At 60.5% G+C, this 18,930-nt stretch carries 13 protein-coding genes and 1 pseudogene; 9 read left to right on the top strand and 5 right to left on the bottom strand.

Features of this window, described 5'->3' with window-relative positions; translation table 11 throughout:
* Positions 1-4 precede the first annotated feature (4 nt).
* Positions 5-3,076, bottom strand: a complete 3,072-nt coding sequence (locus WG908_RS10285) for a CHAT domain-containing protein (RefSeq protein ID WP_340186493.1) — start codon at positions 3,074-3,076, stop codon at positions 5-7.
* A gap of 224 nt (positions 3,077-3,300) precedes the next feature.
* Between WG908_RS10285 and WG908_RS10280 the strand changes: the two genes are divergently transcribed.
* Positions 3,301-4,455 (top strand): FAD-dependent oxidoreductase, encoded by a 1,155-nt coding sequence (locus WG908_RS10280; RefSeq protein WP_445326699.1) that lies wholly within the window; start codon positions 3,301-3,303, stop codon positions 4,453-4,455.
* Positions 4,456-4,583: 128 nt separating this feature from the next.
* Positions 4,584-5,444 carry a 3-deoxy-8-phosphooctulonate synthase gene (gene kdsA / locus WG908_RS10275; RefSeq protein WP_340186491.1) on the top strand — a complete coding sequence of 287 codons (861 nt, stop codon included), beginning with the start codon at positions 4,584-4,586 and terminating at the stop codon, positions 5,442-5,444.
* Between the two features lie 58 nt (positions 5,445-5,502).
* Here the strand turns inward: kdsA and WG908_RS10270 are convergent, their stop codons facing one another.
* The 3 genes from WG908_RS10270 to WG908_RS10260 are packed head-to-tail and all read right to left on the bottom strand — an operon-like array spanning position 5,503 to position 7,937.
* Positions 5,503-6,120, bottom strand: coding sequence for a histidine phosphatase family protein (locus WG908_RS10270; RefSeq protein ID WP_340186490.1), 618 nt, complete (start codon positions 6,118-6,120; stop codon positions 5,503-5,505).
* A complete protein-coding gene (kdsB, locus tag WG908_RS10265) occupies positions 6,120-6,956 on the bottom strand; it encodes a 3-deoxy-manno-octulosonate cytidylyltransferase (protein ID WP_340186489.1) in 837 nt (278 codons plus the stop codon). Before kdsB ends, WG908_RS10270 begins: the two co-directional genes overlap by 1 nt.
* A gap of 24 nt (positions 6,957-6,980) precedes the next feature.
* Positions 6,981-7,937, bottom strand: coding sequence for a KpsF/GutQ family sugar-phosphate isomerase (locus WG908_RS10260; protein WP_340186488.1), 957 nt, complete (start codon positions 7,935-7,937; stop codon positions 6,981-6,983).
* Positions 7,938-8,240: 303 nt separating this feature from the next.
* On the opposite strand from WG908_RS10260, the gene WG908_RS10255 reads away from it, so the two are divergent.
* From WG908_RS10255 to WG908_RS10240, 4 genes are all read left to right on the top strand, one after another.
* Positions 8,241-9,029, top strand: a complete 789-nt coding sequence (locus WG908_RS10255; protein ID WP_340186487.1) for a hypothetical protein — start codon at positions 8,241-8,243, stop codon at positions 9,027-9,029.
* A gap of 5 nt (positions 9,030-9,034) precedes the next feature.
* On the top strand, positions 9,035-10,183 hold the full coding sequence (locus WG908_RS10250; protein ID WP_340186486.1) for a glycosyltransferase family 4 protein: 1,149 nt from the start codon (positions 9,035-9,037) through the stop codon (positions 10,181-10,183).
* On the top strand, positions 10,180-11,325 hold the full coding sequence (locus tag WG908_RS10245; RefSeq protein WP_340186485.1) for a hypothetical protein: 1,146 nt from the start codon (positions 10,180-10,182) through the stop codon (positions 11,323-11,325). The genes WG908_RS10250 and WG908_RS10245 overlap by 4 nt, the downstream gene beginning before the upstream one ends.
* Positions 11,326-11,556: 231 nt before the next feature.
* The gene (locus WG908_RS10240) at positions 11,557-16,014 is read left to right on the top strand and encodes a capsular polysaccharide export protein, LipB/KpsS family (RefSeq protein ID WP_340186484.1); all 4,458 of its coding nucleotides are present in this window, start codon (positions 11,557-11,559) and stop codon (positions 16,012-16,014) included.
* Positions 16,015-16,446: 432 nt separating this feature from the next.
* Here the strand turns inward: WG908_RS10240 and WG908_RS10235 are convergent.
* Positions 16,447-17,070, bottom strand: a pseudogene (locus WG908_RS10235) (IS3 family transposase); the annotation flags it as partial.
* A 56-nt stretch (positions 17,071-17,126) separates the two neighbouring features.
* Between WG908_RS10235 and WG908_RS10230 the strand changes: the two are divergent.
* The 3 genes from WG908_RS10230 (at position 17,127) to WG908_RS10220 (ending at position 18,897) form a co-directional block, all read left to right on the top strand.
* Positions 17,127-17,354: a hypothetical protein gene (locus tag WG908_RS10230; protein ID WP_340186483.1), complete on the top strand. Its 228-nt coding sequence runs from the start codon at positions 17,127-17,129 to the stop codon at positions 17,352-17,354.
* 264 nt (positions 17,355-17,618) lie between these two features.
* Positions 17,619-18,371 (top strand): hypothetical protein, encoded by a 753-nt coding sequence (locus tag WG908_RS10225; protein WP_340186482.1) that lies wholly within the window; start codon positions 17,619-17,621, stop codon positions 18,369-18,371.
* Between the two features lie 202 nt (positions 18,372-18,573).
* The gene (locus WG908_RS10220) at positions 18,574-18,897 is read left to right on the top strand and encodes a hypothetical protein (protein ID WP_340186481.1); all 324 of its coding nucleotides are present in this window, start codon (positions 18,574-18,576) and stop codon (positions 18,895-18,897) included.
* The last annotated feature ends 33 nt before the right edge of the window (positions 18,898-18,930 follow it).

The following is an 18,930-nucleotide window of genomic DNA, read 5'->3' as shown; positions in this document are numbered from 1 at the left end:
AGCGTCACTGGGTGGCGATCAGCGGCCGCGCGCCATCGCCTATCAGAGCGAATCCCGACCAGTAGAAAGGGTGCGATGTTTCCGGCTGGTCCATCAGCACGACCTGCGCACGGCGCAGCGCCTCTCCCATCGACGCACCACGCGGAGCGGCGAACAGTCCGGTCATCAGCCGCTCGGTCGCCCTATATTCGTCCGGTGCGGGCCAGTGACTGGCAATCACCGAACGCCCCCCGGCGCCGATGAACGCGCGCACCAGCCCGTCGAGCGCGCCACCCCGGCCCGACAGGCCCGCCGCGCGCGTTTCGCTCGCGCTCGCGGCGCCGGCGGTGTCGCAAGCGGACAGAATGACCAGATCGGCATCGAGCCGCAGGTTGAAGATTTCCTGAAAGTCGAGCAGCCCGTTTGATTGGCCCGCGGCGCCAAAGGACGTGAGCAGGGCTGGGCGGGCGGGACACACCGGGCGCGGCGCAGTCACCAGTCCGTGCGTTGCAAAATGCAGGATGCGGAATGAATCGAGATCGCTACGGCCGAGCAGCGCGGTATCGGTGAAGCTGCCGCCAGTCAGCAATTGCGCCTGGCCAGCGCTGAATTGCGATGCTGCCGTACGCAACTCCCGCGATGAAACCGGGCTGTTCCATTGCGCGAGCGGCCAGTTGCAATCGATCGTGCCCGGCGCCGGTGCCGTCAGCGCGGCCGGGCGCGTCAGCAGCGGTCGGGCGTTTTCGCCCAGGCCAAGATAGGCATTGGCCGCCGCCGAAGAACTGGCAATCCGGCTGTCGCGAAACGCGCGCACAGACAGCGCCGTGCTGACGGCACGACTGCGCCCGAGCCAGTCAATCCCGCGAAAGTCGAATTCGTCGGATCCAGGGCGGGCGATGCGCGCGATATAGGCGTCCGCGCCCGGTTGACTGGCGATCAGAAGGTTGACCGGCAATTGCAACATCGCGCCGTCCGGTTCGAAAATCAGATGCCGGACCTTTGCGAGCCGTTCGTCGACCGGGGCGAACAGATCCACGAACAGCCCGCGCGCCAGCGGCACGTCAAGCGCATAGGTCGTCCGCGCGCCATTTTCGACGGTGGAAATGGTGGCGCGAAGGCCCGCGATCTTAGCTGCCATATCGGCCGTCGATAACGGCACGCGATACCCCGTCGCGCCATCGCCATCGACCCAGACCGCATAGATGCCATCGCTAAGCTGCGCGAGCTTCATATAGGCCTCGCCGGGCTGCAAGGTCGTACGCAGGTCGGCCAGCGAGAGGATCGACTTGGATACGGCGCGATATTGCGGATAGGCACCAAGCGCCGCCAGCGTCTGCGTCTGTTCGGTCGTCAGCGCGCTCAATGCCTGCTGCAATCCGGGGATCTGCGCCGCCGCCGCAGGATCACGGCTCGCCTGATCACTGGCCTGCGCGATGGCGATCCGGGTGCGCTCGATATCGCGACCGAGCGAAAGCGAAAGGCGGAACAGGCGCGATGCATCGCCCGGCCCGGCAGCCAGGCTACGCGACAGTTGCTCCAGCGAATCCGCCGCACCGGGTCGTACCAGCGTCTGGCTGGCCGTGAACAGGTCTTCGATCAATTCCGGGCGCGCCGGAATCTCGGCCGCCAACAGCGCGAAATAAGGCTGAAGCTGGTTTGTCAGGCCGGTTAGCAACGACTGGTTTTCCACCGTCGAAGCGATGATGGCGCGATACAGCGCCAGCGCCTCATCCTTGCGCCCGTGCCGTACCAGGAAGGATGCGACCCGCGCCTGCGCCCCGTTCATCGCCACGGTTTCGGGATAGTGGATAGCGATCAGCGCCAGACCCTCGCGCAGCAGGCTCTCAGCCGTGGCATGATCGCCCTGCGCCTCGTGCGTCAGCGCAATCTCGGCGAGCAGTTGCGCGCGCAGCCGCATGATCGAAACAACCCGGCCTTCGCGAATGGCGATCGCATCGGCCAGCGCGCGCTCCAGCGTCGTGCGCGCTCCCGCCGGGTCGCCCTGCAGGCGCTGGATCGTGCCACGAAGCTGCACCGCCTGGGCGTCGATGATGGCGGCGCGCTCTTCCGGCGTCAGGCGGGTGGCTTGTACCATGCCCAGCGCCTTGGCGGTGGGCAGTGATCCGTTCATCTCGCCCGCCGCCCGTGGCGTCACTACCAGCCCACCTTCGTCCGACAATTCTAGCGCGGGGTCCGCGGTAGGCCGGTCGAGAATGACGATTGCCCTGGCGAGGTCGCCCCGGTTGATTTCGTGCATCGCCAGGAAATTACGCCGCAGCCGCAACTGTACCCGGTCAGCCATGTCGATGCGCTCCGCCTGGGCGAACAATGCATCAGCCTGGTCGAACGCGGACAGGTTGGACAGTTGCAGCGCCCGGTTGATCGCATATTCATGCGCCCTGATGGCTCGCTCCGCCGGCGACAGGGCCGTCTCGTCGGGATCGGTTGCGAGCCGGTCGATCAGCGTATCGAAATATTCGGCCGCCTGGGTATAATCTCCCGACGCATTGCGGCGATAGCCTTGCCCCAACGCGGTATAGGGATCGACGGTCGCTGCCTGCAATCGCGCGAAGGCAGCCGTATCCGTACCGCCGAGCGAGGTGATCTCAGCCTTCTCGTCGATAAGCTGGTTGGTGACCACGCTGCGCAAGGCCAGATCGAGCGCGTTGCCATAAGCGGCGAGCCCCTGCGCCACATAAGTGACCTTGCCGCGACGGATGACGCGCAGGCGATAGGGCAGGGCGCTATCCGCCAGCGTGCATTGGCGCGTCATGGTCAGGCCGATATCGGGCAAGGTGACGCCGCCCACGCCACCGCAGGTAATTGCAGCGCCGCGTGGGCTGGCGATTCGCGCGTTCAGGGCATCCATGTCCGTGCCTGCGTCACGCAAAGCATAGATTTGGCCGACGGGACGCGCGGCATCGCGGCACACCAGCGTCCAAGCGCGGTCGAACATGCCGCGTATGGCGGGATCGCGTCCGCTGCTTTGCGCCTGGCATTGGCCGCCAGCACCCCGACCCACGGGAAAGCTGTCGGCCAGCACCGGCGGGACGGTCTGCGCGCTCGCCGGCATTGCCGTCAGCAGGATGCCACACAAGATGAATCGCGATGCGATGGCCACAACCTACTCCCCCCGGCACGGATGCGGGGCCTGTCCCCGACTGGATGCGACAGTTTATATTGTCCGATCATCCTTAGATCGGACGCCCCCTCCGCCGCAAGCGGGATGCGCGGCTCGCGGCGCTTGGTGCGGCGCTGCGGTTAACGCCTTGTCGTTCGTCCTCCACCTGAAGATAAAGGCGACACAGGCCAGGGAGGCGATTGATGGATCGGCGGCGGTTTCTCCATGGCGCTGGCATGGCCGGTGCGTTCGCACTGGCGCCGGGCGTTGGGCGTGGCGCGACGCTCGGCGCTTGCGCGTCGCCGGCCCCGATTCGCGCGACGCCCGACCGGCTGTTTCGGGTAACCGTGTGCCTGCGGCCCTTTCGCGCGGTGGGTCCCCGGATCGAGGTGGAGCAGGTCGGCGCCAAGCGCGTCGTCCACAATTACGGTCATGGCGGCAGCGGCTGGTCGCTGTGCTGGGGATCGGCTCAGTTGGCAGTCGGCCTGGCGATGGCCGACGGGGCAAGGGACATTGCGGTGATCGGCGCCGGTGCGCTGGGCTTGTCTTCGGCGCTCACCGCCCAGCGCGCCGGCGCGAACGTCACCATATACGCCAGGGAACAGTTCCCCGATGTGCGGTCGGCCAGGGCGACGGGCACATGGTCACCCGATTCGCGCGTGGCGATGAAGGGGATGGTTGACGGTGGATTCGCCGATCGTTGGGAAGCGATGGCGCGCGCGTCATTCAGCAACTTTCAAAGCTATCTCGGCTTGCCGGGCGATCCCGTCGAATGGACCGACCGCTACATTCTGTCCGATTCAGCCCCCGGTTCACCGCAAGTCGCTTCGCCCGTCGAAACCCGCTCGGACCAGTTTCTACGCCTTGACCACCGGCTGCACGATATCACGCCGCGCTCGGTTGAAATGCCGCCTGGCAGTCATCCCTTCCGCCCCGCCTTCGTGCGGCGGAACAGCTCGCTGACCTTCAATGTGGCCGATCTGGCACATCAGTTGATGACCGATTTTCGGATCGCGGGGGGCACGGTGGTGCCGATGACCTTCCACGCGCCGAACGATCTGTCGCGCCTGAAGCAGAAAGTGGTTATCAACTGCACAGGCTACGGCGCGCGGGCGTTATGGCGCGATGAAAGCATTGTACCGGTGCGCGGGCAGATCGCCTGGCTGATCCCGCAGGCCGGCGTCACCTATGGCGCCTATTATGGCACACTTTCCATGCTTGCCCGGCGCGACGGCATCGTCGTGCAGGAGGTGGGGCAGGATGACTGGTTCGGTTATGGTGATGCGAATGAGGAGCCCGATCGCGCGGCGGCCGAAGCGTCTGTACGACAACTGGCTCAATTCTGGCCGACCTGATGCGGCGAAATGCCATGACGACGGTTCAGGTATTTCTCTTCGCACTTGCGGTAGATTCGACCGTGCCCCCCCCTTTCGCTTTTCTTACCGGCAGAGTAGGAGGGGCCGCAAATCAATGAGGTGTAACGATGGTTGAAAGTGCAAATGGCCGTAAGTCTGTCATGGTGCGGGATGTCGAATTTGCCAATGACAAGCCATTCGTCTTCATCTCCGGGCCATGCCAGATAGAAAGCCGCGACCATGCGCTGATGGTGGCTTCGACATTGAAGAAGCAGTGCGATGCGGCCGGTGTTTCGCTGATCTTCAAATCATCTTACGACAAGGCGAACCGCACTTCGCTCAACGCCCAGCGCGGCATTGGCATCGACGAAGGATTACGCATTCTGGCCGATGTCCGTGATGAACTGGGTTGCCCGGTGCTGACCGACATTCATGATGCACAGCAGTGCGCGGTCGCCGGCTCTGTGGTCGATATCATCCAGATCCCGGCATTTCTGTGCCGCCAGACCGACCTGCTGCTCGCCGCCGGTAACAGCGGTGCTGCGATCAACGTCAAGAAGGGCCAGTTCCTCGCGCCCTGGGACATGGCCAATGTCGCCGCCAAGATCGCATCGACCGGCAATGACAAGATCATGCTGTGCGATCGCGGCACCTCGTTCGGCTATAATACGCTGGTCAGCGATTTCCGCGGACTGCCGGTGATGGCCGAGACCGGCTACCCGGTCGTGTTCGACGCCACCCATTCGGTGCAGGAGCCCGGCGGTCGCGGCGGTTCGTCGGGCGGCAAGCGCGCCTTTGCACCGGCTCTTGCCCGCGCAGCGCTGGCAGTCGGCGTCTCGGCGATCTTTGCCGAAGCGCATGAGGACCCCGATAACGCCCCGTCGGACGGCCCGAACATGCTGCCGCTCGACTGGATCCCCAATCTGCTCGCCGATCTGACGGCGATCGACAAGGTTACCAAATCGCGCCAGCCCTCCATGAGCTACTGAGCGGAATATTTCGCAGTATTAAAAAAAAAGGGGGCTTCAGCTCCCTTTTTTCTGACGTTCATTTCGGCCGTTCATCCCAACTGACGATGGTGAAGTCGTCGGGCCCTCGCTGTTCGATTTCACCATAGGCACCGGTACGCAGTTTGAGGTTGCGGCCGGTTCTGCGCGCCTGCTCGGCCAGGGCCTGTGTCGCCAGCAACGCAAAGCGAGCCGCACCGTTGCTGGTGACGAGCAAGCTATTGCCCGGCACGACGTCAGCGAGGAAGGCGCGCCACGCGGCGATTCGGCCTTCACGGTCGACCTGCCAACCATCGGGCGCCTCAGCGCGTTCGTCCCACGCGGCGATGGCATCATGGCCGATGCGATCGATCACGTCATCCTCTATCGCATTCTCATCCGGACCATGATCGATCTCCGCCAGGAAGTCGGCGATGCCCAGGTCGCATGGTTCCGCACTTGCGTTCAATATCGCCTGGGCGGTCTGGCGCGTGCGGATCAGAGGCCCCGACAGCGCCCGATTGAAATTGATGCCCTCACGCGCAAACCATTCGCCCAGCGCCGCGGCCTGCCGTTCGCCCGATTCGACTAGCGGAATGTCGGTCCGCACCCCTACGCGGCGCGGTGCTTCACCAGGACCGAAGGTATTGCCATGGCGGACGATGAACAGCCGGCGCATCAGGACTGGGTCGCTCCGACGTCGCTCGTCCCGACGAACGGATCACCGAATTTGGCGATCATTCTTTCGGCGAGCCCTGCGTCTTCGGGCGTATCTATCCCGCTCATCGAAATGCGCGGTGGCGCGATCTCGATCGTCTGAACCGGTATGCCCAGTTCGAAGAAGCGCAACTGTTCCAGCCCCTCCAGCGTCTCGTAGAGCGATTCGGGCGCGGCCTCGAAGCGTTCGAGCGCTGACAGGCTGTAGGCATAAAGGCCGATATGCCGCAGCACCGGCGACTTCGCCATTGTCGCCCGCAACTTCTGCTCGTCGCGAATCGCGGGCAGGATCGATTTGGAGAACCACAGCGCACGGTCTCCAGGCCCGCGAACGCAGGTCGTCCCGCTGAAAGGAGCGGCCTTCTTATGTTCCCGCAGCGCGTCGAGATCGTCCCAGCCGAGCGATACCACCGGCGTCACCATCGCGTCGCCACTGGCGCGTGCCGCATCAAGCATCTGACACACCACTTCGACAGGCACGAAGGGTGCGTCGCCCTGAAGATTGACGACCTGCCCCGGTGCAATCGCGCGCGTGCGGGCGGCGGCCAGGGCGCGACCGGTGCCCGAACTGATCTCGCTGGCGGTCATCACTGCCTCGCCGCCAAGCGCCTCGACATGGTCGACGATACGCTGATCGTCGGTGGCGACGACGACGTCGACATTCTTCATCCGCGCTGCCGCCTGCCGGGCCACATCCAGCACCCGTGAAACCAGGCTGTGTCCGGCGATCTCCATCAGCGGCTTGCCCGGAAAGCGCTTGGAGCCGTAACGCGCCGGGATCACGATCATATCAGTCATATATTGGTTCTAACCCCTTTGAAATCAGGCGACGCCTGCACGAAGAAGATCGTGCACATGGACAAGGCCGACCAGTTTTCGGTCCTTGGCCACGAACAGAACCGATATCTGGTTCTCATTCATGATCTTGAGCGCCTCGGATGCGAGAATGTCGGGCGCGATCGTCACCGGATCCTCGCTCATATGCGCCATCACGGCGTCGTCCAGATTGGCCGTGCTGACGCTGCGTCGCAGATCGCCGTCAGTAAATGCGCCAAGCAGGATGCCCGCATCGTCCACCACGGCGGCGGTGCCATAGCGCTTGCGGGTCATTTCCACGGTCGCCTCCAGCAACGATGCCGTTGGCCCGACGATCGGCATATAGTCTCCCTTGCCCATCAGATCGCCCACGACCATGAGTTGCGCGCCGAGCTTGCCACCCGGATGGAAGTTGCGGAAATCGGCCGCCGAAAAGCCGCGCTTGTCGATCAGCGCCACTGCGATCGCGTCGCCAAGCGCAATCTGCACCGTCGTCGAACTGGTGGGCGCCAGTTGATTGGGACAAGCCTCCACAACTCGCGGCATCGTCAGGCAGATGTCGGCCGCGCTGCCCAATGCGCTTTCGCTGCGGGACGTGATCGCGATCAGCGGCACGCCGAATCGATGGCAATAGGCGATGGTGTCGCGCAGTTCCGCGGTTTCGCCTGACCATGACATCGCCAGCACCACGTCGTTGGCGGTGATCATGCCAAGGTCACCATGACTGGCTTCGCTTGGATGCATGAACATTGTCGGCGTACCAGTCGACGCCAGGGTGGCGGCGATCTTTTTGCCGACATGGCCGCTTTTGCCGAGACCGGTGATGATGACGCGACCCTTAGCGGCGGCAATCTGCTCGATAGCCGCTTCGAACGCTTCGCGGAGCTTTCCCTCGATCAGCGCTTCGCGCAACTGCTCAAGCCCCTGTGCCTCAATCTCGATCGTGCGCACGGCAGACGCCACGGACCCTTGTTGCGAACTATGGTTCATTAATTGAATAATCCCAAAATATCTCAGACGAATCGGACACTAGGCCCTGTCAGTCCGAACCGCTCGATAAAGCGGGGCGCCCCCTTTTCCTGGACTTGACAGGGCACACTCTAGCGTCAATTTTACCGCAATGGGAAGAAAGAAGTCTTCGGCTCGAACGTTGTTCGATGCCCCGGTGTTTATTTTGTCCACATTTTTCTTCCCCAGGCTCCACGCGTGAGCAGATTTTCCCTCAACCGATTCCGGGCCAAACCCGTGGAAGGCGTGCAGGTCCCCATGATCGATCCCGACAATCTGTCATTGAGCAACAAGGTTGCATCCCTGTTGATGGCGGCGGGGGCGCCGCCGACGACCGACGAACAAAGCATATCGCGCGTGCATGAACGGCTCGACGGTCATTTGGTGGAAACGTTCACAGAGTTGCTTAGCCCGCTGGTGGCATCGGCACGCCAGGGCGGGGATGGCGCGGTCGCCGCTGTATCCGGTCTCGTCGCGGCGGTTGCCCGGTTGCAGGCCGACATGTTCCTCATCAAGTCGCAGCAGGCTGGGCCCGCGGCGACCGAGGCGAATGTATTGCCGACGCTCGAATCGGTGATCGCGATGCGAACGACGCAGCGCGAGGCTACCGATCTGATTGTCGAGCTGCCGCCCGAAACGCTGGGTCACGGCTGGGATGTGGAAAGCCGTGAGGGTGGTCGCTTCTGGCGCTGGATGAGCCCGGAGCCCCGCGCAACGCTCGTCGTGCCTGCGGTTGGCGTCGGAGATTTCATCATATCGGCCCAGCTCGATGCCATGGTCGGGGAGCAGTTCGACACGCTGGTTATCCGGGTGAATGGCGAGGATGCCGACGTGGCGATGACGCGCATCGATAACGGCCACGCCGAGATCATGTTCGCAGCATCGGTTGCCGTGAATGGCTCCAATTTTATGTTCATAGAGTTTGAGATCGGACGGACCTATTCGCCGCATGAACTCCATGGATCTCTCGACGAGCGCATGCTCGGTGTCGGACTTAGTCATCTGCGTATCCGGCGCGCAGGCGCGTCTGCCGCGTTGGCCGGCTGAGCGGAATGCCGCAGGGAAACGTGCGCCGGAAACGGATATTGTTTCTTACCGACATCCCTTATTGGGAACATTCGGTCGGAAGCCATAGCAGGATCGCCACACTAATCGCTGCATTGGCGGATGATCACGACGTAGCGGTACTCAACCTGCATGAAGATGCGCCTCGGGCGGGGGAGGCGATCGCGATGGCGGTGGGCGCAGCGACGGTCTTTACCGTTCCGGACCTTGGCGAAGACGATATTGCGGAAACCGAGAAAGCGGAGTGTCGCTGGCCCTGGTTCCCGGTCGATGGTCGCTGGCTTGCGGCGACGGCGATTCATTGCAATGATTGGCAACCTGATATCGTCGTGGTTGAATATATTCGCCTTGCCTATCTGCTCGCGGCGGTTCCGGCCGGAGTGCTGACGATGCTCGACAGCCATGACGTCATGTCACAGCGCATGGCGTTGTTCGCGACCTACGGGCGCACCCCGTCCATCACCATCAGCGCACGCAACGAGGCGGAAATTCTGCGCCGTTTCGATATCGTTATCGCCATATCGCGGTTCGACATTCACTATATGCGCGATCATCTGAAGATTTCGCGCCTATTGTATGTGCCGCATGTGATCACGCCGGTGGCGCAGCGGGTGACCGGTTCCGCTGACGGTCAATCCCTCATCTTCGTCGCGGGCAACAGCGAAGCCAATCGAACGGGCATCCGCTACTTCCTGAAAGAAATATGGCCGCCGCTCAGCCGTACCTACTCTTTGAAGGTCTGCGGCAGCATTTGCGACGACGTCCTCGTTTCATCCACTCGTGGCGTTGAGCCGCTCGGCCATGTGCCGGATCTTGCCGCTGAATATGCCAAGGCGGACATGGCCATCAATCCGGTTTTCATGGGGGGGGGACTGAAGATCAAGACGCTCGAGGCGATGAACGCGGGCCTCCCGTGCGTGACCACCGCTGAAGGTGCGCGCGGCCTGACCGACGCCGTGCCCCACGCGCTGCATGTTGCGGAGGACAAGATCGGCTACATAGATGCTCTGATGATGCTCGCCGCGGACGCCGATCGCAGGCTCACTATGGGCGATGCTGCGAAGGCCTATGTCCAACAACATTTTTCGCCTGAGGCGGGATTTGCAGACATCCGCATGTTTTTGGACCATATATGATGAATGTCGAACAGGCCGACGTAAGGCGGGTCATCTTTACCGGGGATTTTTTCCGTCCTTCGCAATATCGCGAAACACCCACCCAGCATTTCAATATCGGCTGGCTGGCGGACCTTGTCGGCCAGCAGGTCAGCATCGCGGCAGGACTACCGATCGAGCGCCTGTTCTGGGGCATCGACGGGCGTTCAGAGGGGCAACTCAATACGCACGCCATCCGGGCAATTTACGCAGGGTTGGGCCTGAACGGAATTTCGCTCGACAATTGGGCCAAGCTGCAGTGGATGACTGAGTTTACCCCCTCGGTTCGGGGCTATTTCGATTTCCTGTTCAAAGACGCGCTGGTGATTGGCTTCGAATTGCCGGATATCATCAAGCATTATCTTTCCAGTGCCGGCATTCCCTACGTTGATTGCCTGATCCACCCGATCCGCTTCATGGACGACATTTTTCTGGGTTTCGCATCCAATCATGCGGGTATTCGCGAGGCGCTCAAAGGCGAAAGCCTGCCCGATGAAGCAATTGGAGTCGGTGCGGGCCTGACCAGCGCGGCCGCAGGCAGGCATTTCAGCTTTGACTGCCGCGGGCGGACGGCATTGGTGATCGGGCAGGTCACATCGGACCGAACGCAGATCAAGGATGGGGCGTTTGTAGGATTTGCGGATTTTGCGGATCGTCTGAATTTACTTCTCGCGGATTTTGACGATGTGCTGGTAAAGGCGCATCCGTTCGATCCCGACAATGTCGGCATCCGGTTCATCGAAGGTACGAATATAAAGGCGCGGCGGGTCCACGACAATGTCTACAGCCTGATGTCGCTGGCCAAAATGCAGGATGTGATCACCCTGAGTTCAAGCGTCGGTATGGAAGCCGCCTATTTCGGATGTCGCACCCATTTTCTGCTGGGCGAGCCTGTTCAACTTTATCGGGAGGAGCGGGAAGCGATGAAGGCCGCCGATTATGTGGGCGTTTATGATGCCTTTTTGACCCCTGATTTCTGGCGTTCTCTCTTGAGGCCGCTGAAGAATGTCTCCGTCACACCATTATCTGGCTTCAAGGTCTTTCCAAAGCCAAATCGCTTGCGTATCTCGCTTCAAAGCTTTTGGGGATTTGACGTCATCGATGGCGGGCAGCGGGCGGCCTGACGGTAGGGGAAAAATGCATGTTGGCAACCATATGATATGCGTTTCGCGCACAACGGCTGCCTCGACAGATTTGCATGTTGCGTTGCGGCAAAGATCACTGATATCGCCCTGTGGTGCCTTTACCTCGCTCTCGTTTGTTCATTGCGCGACGCAAAATTTGTGGCAGCTATCATGGACTTGAGAATCGGTGGTATTCGAGGCACAGCAAGATAAGGAATGGTGGGACCTGCAATGAATATATCGGAAGTCAAGACGATGTGGGCATTGGGCGTGCCCGCCCCTTACCGTCCCGCACTGTCTGTTGCCTATCCTGATATTACGTTCCATTTCATCACCATTACCAAGCCGTTGGCGGATAGTAGCAAGCGCATTCAGGATGCCCCGGCGTCTGCCGTCGGCAGTTGGAACGGGATCGGCGCGGAAGATTATGAAGCTTTTACGGCTCGCTTCAAACTGCCCCGTTTCCGCATAGGCGGGGGCGGCGCATTTGTACAAGCAAAGGCGGGCCAGCCGCAATTGACACCATTGGGGTTTTACATCGAGCCGGAAGACAAGCGGTCGGCCGACCCCGCCAGTGAATCCGTCCGGAAACTGACGGCCCGGGGTGGAAAGGTCTATCCGGCCCAACTCGCGGCGGCCAAGAAGCTGATCCCCGCCTTTGTCAAATCCGGGATCAGCATGTTCAACTATGGAACGCCCCGGACGGTATTTTCTCCAGCCCGACGCATGTTCCTCATCGTTGCTGACGACATAAGCGAATTCACGAAACCTTCGGCTGCAAGGTTTGACGCCTACCTGTCGCTACTTGCTGATTGCCGCAAACGACATCCCGATAAGGATGTCGTATTTGTCGTCAATGGCGATTATGAAATGCCGACGCAGGTTATCAACCGCATAGTCAGCGATTGCGACGTGGTCCTTCATGAATATTATAGCCCTCGGCTATTGAAAAGCGCCGATGCGGTCGGGGTTCATTCCAGCGTAGCAGGCCTCGACGCTTTATTGTACAATAAGAAAGTCGAATGCGTAGGCCCAAGCCCGGCGGCTGGCGTCCTGCGCGGCGATTCTCCGGTTCCGCTGGAGCAAGCGTTCGCCGCGACATATCTGGCCTATCTCCGTTATGTCGAGCCGACGGGCGGAGCCAAGATCGAGCCGGCAAAGCTCTCCGATGTCATCCCCCGCACTCTTGGCAAGATGCCCGCGCCGATCAAAAAGCCGCCCGTGGCATGGTCGCTTGGCAAGACGTCGACGAAAGCTCCTTCCAAAACCTCGGCTTCCGCACCAAAAGCATTGGTCAAACCGGCTGCGGCCATATCGCCTCCGAAAGCTGCATCGCCTCCGAAAGCTGCCCCTAGCACACCAAATAGAAAGCCTGTGAAAGACAATGATCAGCAGTCTTCAGTCGTGACCAGTGCCGCCCCCCTCGCTCCGCCCGCTTGGCTCTTGCCCGAAGCGTTGGATCGTCCAGATATAGGTAAAATAGTTTATCTGGAACCCGACGCCGCGATCTTGCCCTCTTTGTTGCAGGGGGTGCGGATGCAGGCGACACCTTTACGTCTCCATCCTGACGGCGGGCGGACGGGCCTGCGCGAAATCGAGGATTTCGCGCTTGGACAGCCCGAGCTTTTTTCCAGGATCGTGGAACGACGTCTGCGCCTTTCGGGCGCGACAGAAGCGTTGATATTCAATCTGGAAAGCTCTGCGGTCCGGCTCTTTACGCGCTGTTGCGCGCGCCTGGGCATAACGCGCATTTACGTTCCACCCTTTTCGTTGGGCGCCGATGCCACCAACTGGCGCGGCTTGTTGCCTATGGCTTCTTCATCGACCACGCTATTTGACGTGGCACTGGCTTGGGACAGGACGCAGATCGATTGTCTTGTTGGGGCCGGTTTTCCTCGCGATCATATCGTCGCTGTCACCCTTCCGTCTGCGGGCCGCATTGTTCAGGAGGAAAAACGCAAAAAGCTGATCACTGTTTCGGTGACACGTTTGTCGGCTTCCACAACAAATTCAGTACGGATTTTGACTGCATTCGTCCGCCAACTGCTGTCTGTTTCAGGATCCTTTGGATTTCAGATTGTGTTCTATTTCGGTGACGATGTCATCGATTTGCTTACCGACGATCTCTTGACCCGTATCTCGCGAACTGATGATGCCACATATGAAATTTATGGGGGTGAACTGATCGATCTTATCGATCGGCTGGCAGTGAGCGCGGTACAGATCGCGGATTGCGAGCTTGCCATGGCGGCAGGCGATGCCGCCCGCACGCCTACCATCTTCTTGCGCTGGGGAATGGAAAACGAGTCTGTCTCTGGAATGGTTGTGAACACGCCTGAGGGTGTCCAAGCTTCATTGTTGGAGTGGATGGATGACCTTGCTCCTGCGTCCGATCTTCGCCCGCTTGACGATGGCGTATCGATAGAAAGCTGTCTTTCAAGCAGGGAGGGGATTGGATGGCCCAAAAAGCGCTTGGGAACCCCAGCGCAAATCGCCACCAGCGAACAGAAGCTGCCGTTGGCGCTGGTCGCGAGCAGTGTGCCCAATGCTGAATGGGAGGGGCGTCAACAGTATCTTGCCGCGATGCTCCCTGCATTGGCGCGACGCCGGTTGACCACCACGTCTCAAACCGGTGATTTTGTCGATGTCGATATTGTGCTGCAATGGGGTATCCGGCCTAATCAAACAAAGGCTGCTCTGGACGCTGTCCGTCGCCGCATGGGTACCGATCGCCTCTTTATTGAGGATGGGTTCGTCCGATCGATCGATATCGGTCTGATGGAGGAGCCTACCTTGTCGATCATAGTCGACGATATGACAGCTTATTATGACGCGACTAGTGCGTCGCGTCTCGAAACCATTCTCAACAGCGACTTTGCTCTCGAAAATGAACAATATAACAGAGCAACATCGATAATGTATCGCATCAACGAGACGAAGGTTTCGAAATATAATTTTGCGCCTTACAAGGATGTGAAGATAGGGCGACCCGGTGTTCCCAAAATTCTCGTGGTCGATCAGCGTGCCGGGGACCAGTCGATCACATCCGGTCTAGCTGATGAAAGCTCGTTCCAGCGCATGGTTGCCGCAGCACTGGACCTGACGCCTGACTATGACATCATCGTCAAGACGCATCCCGACGCTAATGTGGCGGGCAAGGACAGCGCTATCGGCCATGCCCTGCTCAACCTGCTTGCGGGCAATCCGTATGTCTCGATCGTTACCGAAGACATGAACCCCTATTCGCTGATTGATATTTGCGAGAAGGTGTTTGTCGTGACATCCGGCATGGGTTTTGAAGCGTTGATCGCCGGGCGAGAAGTACGTTGTTTCGGTATGCCCTTTTATGCGGGTTGGGGCCTAACCCAAGACGAGATTTCCGTCCCTCGCCGTACCGCGCGGCGTAACCTCCAAGAGGTGTTCTACGCGGCGTACATCGTTCTCAGCCGGTATTTCGTGCCGTCCTATAACCGCGCCGGCTCCATCGAAGAACTTATCGATTACATCGTCGGCGTGCGGCCTTGGTCGTTGGACGGCAGCGCTTCGGCTGAAGATGCGGGGATGTTGGATCAAAGGCCAGTCAAGATGCTGGCAACGCCAATGCAAGATATTGTTCTGAAACCTGGATCGATTATATGGGCTGCGAATTTCTCTCCATGGAAGCATGATTATCTTCGTCGCGTTTTCGATGAGTATGTCGTTGAATTCATTCCTCAGAGTGAATCGATCAGCAAATATGCGAGCAAGATCAACGAATCCATCGATCCCGTCTTTGTGATTTGGGGACGTAGCGCGGTGCCCGGGCTTGCTGCACTGGCTCGTCAGAACGGCATTCCCGTTTATCGGATGGAGGACGGGTTTGTCCGGTCGGTTGGACTGGGCGCTGACAAGATCCTACCCTATTCATTCTGTCTCGACAGCCGGGGAATCTATTTTGACGCCACCACGCCTTCCGATCTGGAAGTATTGTTGGCGAACTACCAATTTGACGACGCGGAGATTGCAGCCGCGCGCGACGCTATCGACCTGCTTCTCCAAGAAGGTGTGTCGAAATATAACTTTCCCAGTGAATCGCACGATCACGACGTTTATGGCGAGAAGACCGCCAAGCGGGTACTCGTGATCGGCCAGGTTGAGGATGATGCCTCGATCAAATTCGGCGCGCCGCCCGGAGTGACGAACAATGATCTGGTCCGGTTGGCTCGAGCGGAAAATCCCGATGCACAGGTGATTTACAAAATACATCCCGATGTGCTTGCCGGGCGACGTGCCTATAATTCCGATCCGGGCGAAGTGGCGGACATCTGCGAGATCCGGTCGGAATCGCTTTCGCTACATGAGGCATTTAGCGGTGTTGACCAGGTGTACACCTTCACCTCGCTCGCAGGCTTTGAAGCGCTGCTGAGGGGGATCCCGGTTACCACTGTGGGAGCGCCCTTTTACGCGGGGTGGGGCCTTACCGACACGCGAATGGAAACGCCGCGGCGGGGACGTGCGCTCTCGCTGGAGCAACTGTTCTACGGGGTCTATATGCTCTACGCCAAATATATGGACCCGAACACCGGCGCGCCGATCACGCTGATGGATGCCATTGCGGCTATCGTCGATGAACGGGGATCGATCAACGCGGTACTGGACGATCAGGATCAGGAAGAAGCTGAACTGGAAGAATTGGTCTCGCCGTCATAATCGGCGAGACCAAAGCGCGTAATCGTTCCGGTAATGATCCGTCGCAGCCATGCAAAGTCAGGGCATGGGGTGCCATCGCGCGCCTGACGCGTCACCGGTCAAGCAGCGCTTCAAAGTCTCCTTGCGATACCTGAACCCTGTTTGATTTTGCAGCGTTTGCCCTCGGATGCACGGCAGCGTGCAGGTCAGCGCCGCGCTCGCTGGCGGACAGGATGCACGCCACGTCGAGATGAGCAAGACGCGCGCCAGGAAGGGCTGACCACAATGTACGGGCTCCGGACATTTTGGCCGCGTGGCGAAGCTAAAAACCGCTCGGAAGCCGCGACCGTCGCCCATCGTCATCATGTGCGGTTCGTTCGACGAGTTTGCCAACACTGCATATGCGGACGTGGAGGCGGGCAAACTGGCGGGGGACTTCCTGCGAATTCTCGATCACCTCCGCGAGTGGGACGAGGGCGACCTGAGGTGGTCCCGCCTTCTTGGACAGTTTGGCGGCTGAGTTAAGCTAATCCTGGTTGTCGTTCCCGCCGCCTGCTTGATCATCAGATCATGGGGGGCATGCCCCCCATGATCTGATTGCCCTATCCGCCGATAGGCCTCGACCGGGGTTCGCCCGGCCAAGCCCGAGTGCGAACGCTGGGTGTTGTAATAGGTGATCCACCGGCCAAGGCCAGCCCGCAGCTCCGATCCGGTCTCGAAGGCATGGAGGTAGACGCACTCGTACTTTAGGGAGCGCCAGAGCCGCTCGATGAAGACATTGTCCATCCACCGGCCCCGGCCGTCCATGCCGATGCGGACATCGGCCTCGCGCAGCACCGTGGTGAAGGCCTGCGACGTGAACTGGCTACCCTGGTCGGTGTTGAAGATTTCCGGCTTGCCGAACCGGGCCAATGCCTCCTCCAGAGCCGCGACACAGAAGCCGGCGTCCATCGTGTTCGACAGCCGCCAGGCCAACACCTTGGTTGCCCAGTCCATGATCGCCACCAGATAGAGGAAGCCGCGGTGCATGGGGATGTACGTCACGTCAGCGCACCACATGTGATTGGGCCGCTCGATCCGCCGGGGCGCTCACCACCTTTACCACCTCGGCGGGCAACGTCAGTCTAGGGCGCGTGCCGCACCTGCTCTATTTCGAGGGCAACTTGCCCGCCGTGAGGTTGGGCGACAACATCATGTTTGACCTCGTGCGCCTGTTTGAGCCGGCGGAAGAATGGGACCCCAAGGTCTATTCGACCAACTCGTTCATGCCGGCGCTGTTCAAGGAATTCTTGGATCAGTTATTCGCGGTGCTGATGCTTGATCGCACCATGCGCGCACAGCAAATGGCTCTCGCCGCATAGGCTCGGCAGCGTCGGGCGCTGGGGCATGGCTGCTCCGCGCTCGTCGCTACCGTGGTGGCAATGCCCGCCGCCTCCGTGCAGGCCTTACAATGGCCCGCCCTGCGCCCGGCTAAAATCGCGAGCGGCGTATATGCAGTTTTGCGGAGGTTTGCGCCTGAACTGACGCAAATAATTGTTATAGCTTATTTTTCGCTTGCACGACTTTCACCGGTCTCCCTAGCTTGTAGCCAATGTCTAGCCGCATCAAGCATTTGGAGTTCGATAATGGCCGACGTTGAAGATACTAGAATTTCGCCCAGCCTAGACCCGAGCGCCATGTCGCTGGTCGAGGAATACGACGACGATACTCGCCCTCTGCTTGGCGCGGCTGAAACGCTACTCAGCCAAGCGCATAAGGCCATCGGTGCAATCCACGACTGCAAGGAGGCGGTGAAGGGCAATTTGACCCTGAACGACTTCGCCCGTCTAGTCGCTGTGGACGATCAGGCTGGCAAGCTGATGACGCCGGTGTTCCAATCGTGGGACCGCGTGACCGGCGTTCTGGATGCCAACATCGCGAAATTTGAGGCAGAACTGAACCAGCCGGTCGAACAGCGCGCCACCGCCTCGATGGCTTCGGAAATCAGAACATACTTTCGCGGCCTCAAGACCGGCGAGCGTATGGTCGCGATCAATCAGGCGATCCGTGATGGCGATGAGATCACCGTTACCGCTGTGCTGGGCGGGCGGCCTTACCTCTCCGGCTTCGACGCCGAGATGAGCGCGATCCTGCTGAAAGAGTGGCACGCCCACGCGCAGCCGGTGAAAGCGAAGCAATTGCGCGCCATGCAGCGCGCAAAGCAGATCCTCGAAGAACGCTCCGGCATCCTCAAGCGCGAGTGGCGCAGCGCGGTCGGCGTTCACGAAGAATACGACGAGGACCGGCAAGGTCGGCGGGTTCTGAAGCGGACATGGACGCCGGCCGAAGTGCGCGAGCGCGTAAAAGCGTCGAACATCCCGTTCGCCGTCCCGGTCTGACCGTTGATCCAATCAAATCGAGGTTAGTTCGATGAACGCCATCACGCCCCCGTGGGGGACCGATTGGACGCCCGCGCCTCCGCCACCCGCGCCGCCCGTGCGTGGTGCGGGCAACCCGTCATGGACTCCCGGCTGTCCGTCGCCCAACCCGAAGGGACGACCGGCGGGACTGCCCGACAAGCGATTGCTCGCTACGCAGCAGATGCTCGACGAGATGAGGAACATCGTCGCCGTGTTGGTCGGGAAGGCGCTGGAGGGCGACACGAACGCCGCCAGCATCGTTCTCGCCAAGGTGCTGCCCAGCGTGAAGGCGCAGGCCGAGAAAGTGAACTTCGAGTTCGATGCCTCCCTCCCGATCAGCGAGCAGGTCGCCCAGGTGCTGGACGCCGTGGCCGCTGGCGCGGTCGCTCCTGATGTGGGGCGGCTCATCATCGACAGCATCAAATCGCTGGCGGACGTGCGGGCGACCGAGGAACTGGCCGCTCGGATCGAGGCTCTCGAGGAGGCGCGCGATGCCCCTCGCTAAACTGGAATTATTTGCACTTCGGGTGCGCCGGTA

Origin of the sequence: Sphingobium anseongense, assembly GCF_037725245.1 — a bacterium.
In the GTDB taxonomy this organism is placed as follows: domain Bacteria; phylum Pseudomonadota; class Alphaproteobacteria; order Sphingomonadales; family Sphingomonadaceae; genus Sphingobium.
The sequence above is the reverse complement of the archived record's forward strand: the minus strand, read 5'-3'. Positions and strand labels throughout refer to the sequence as shown.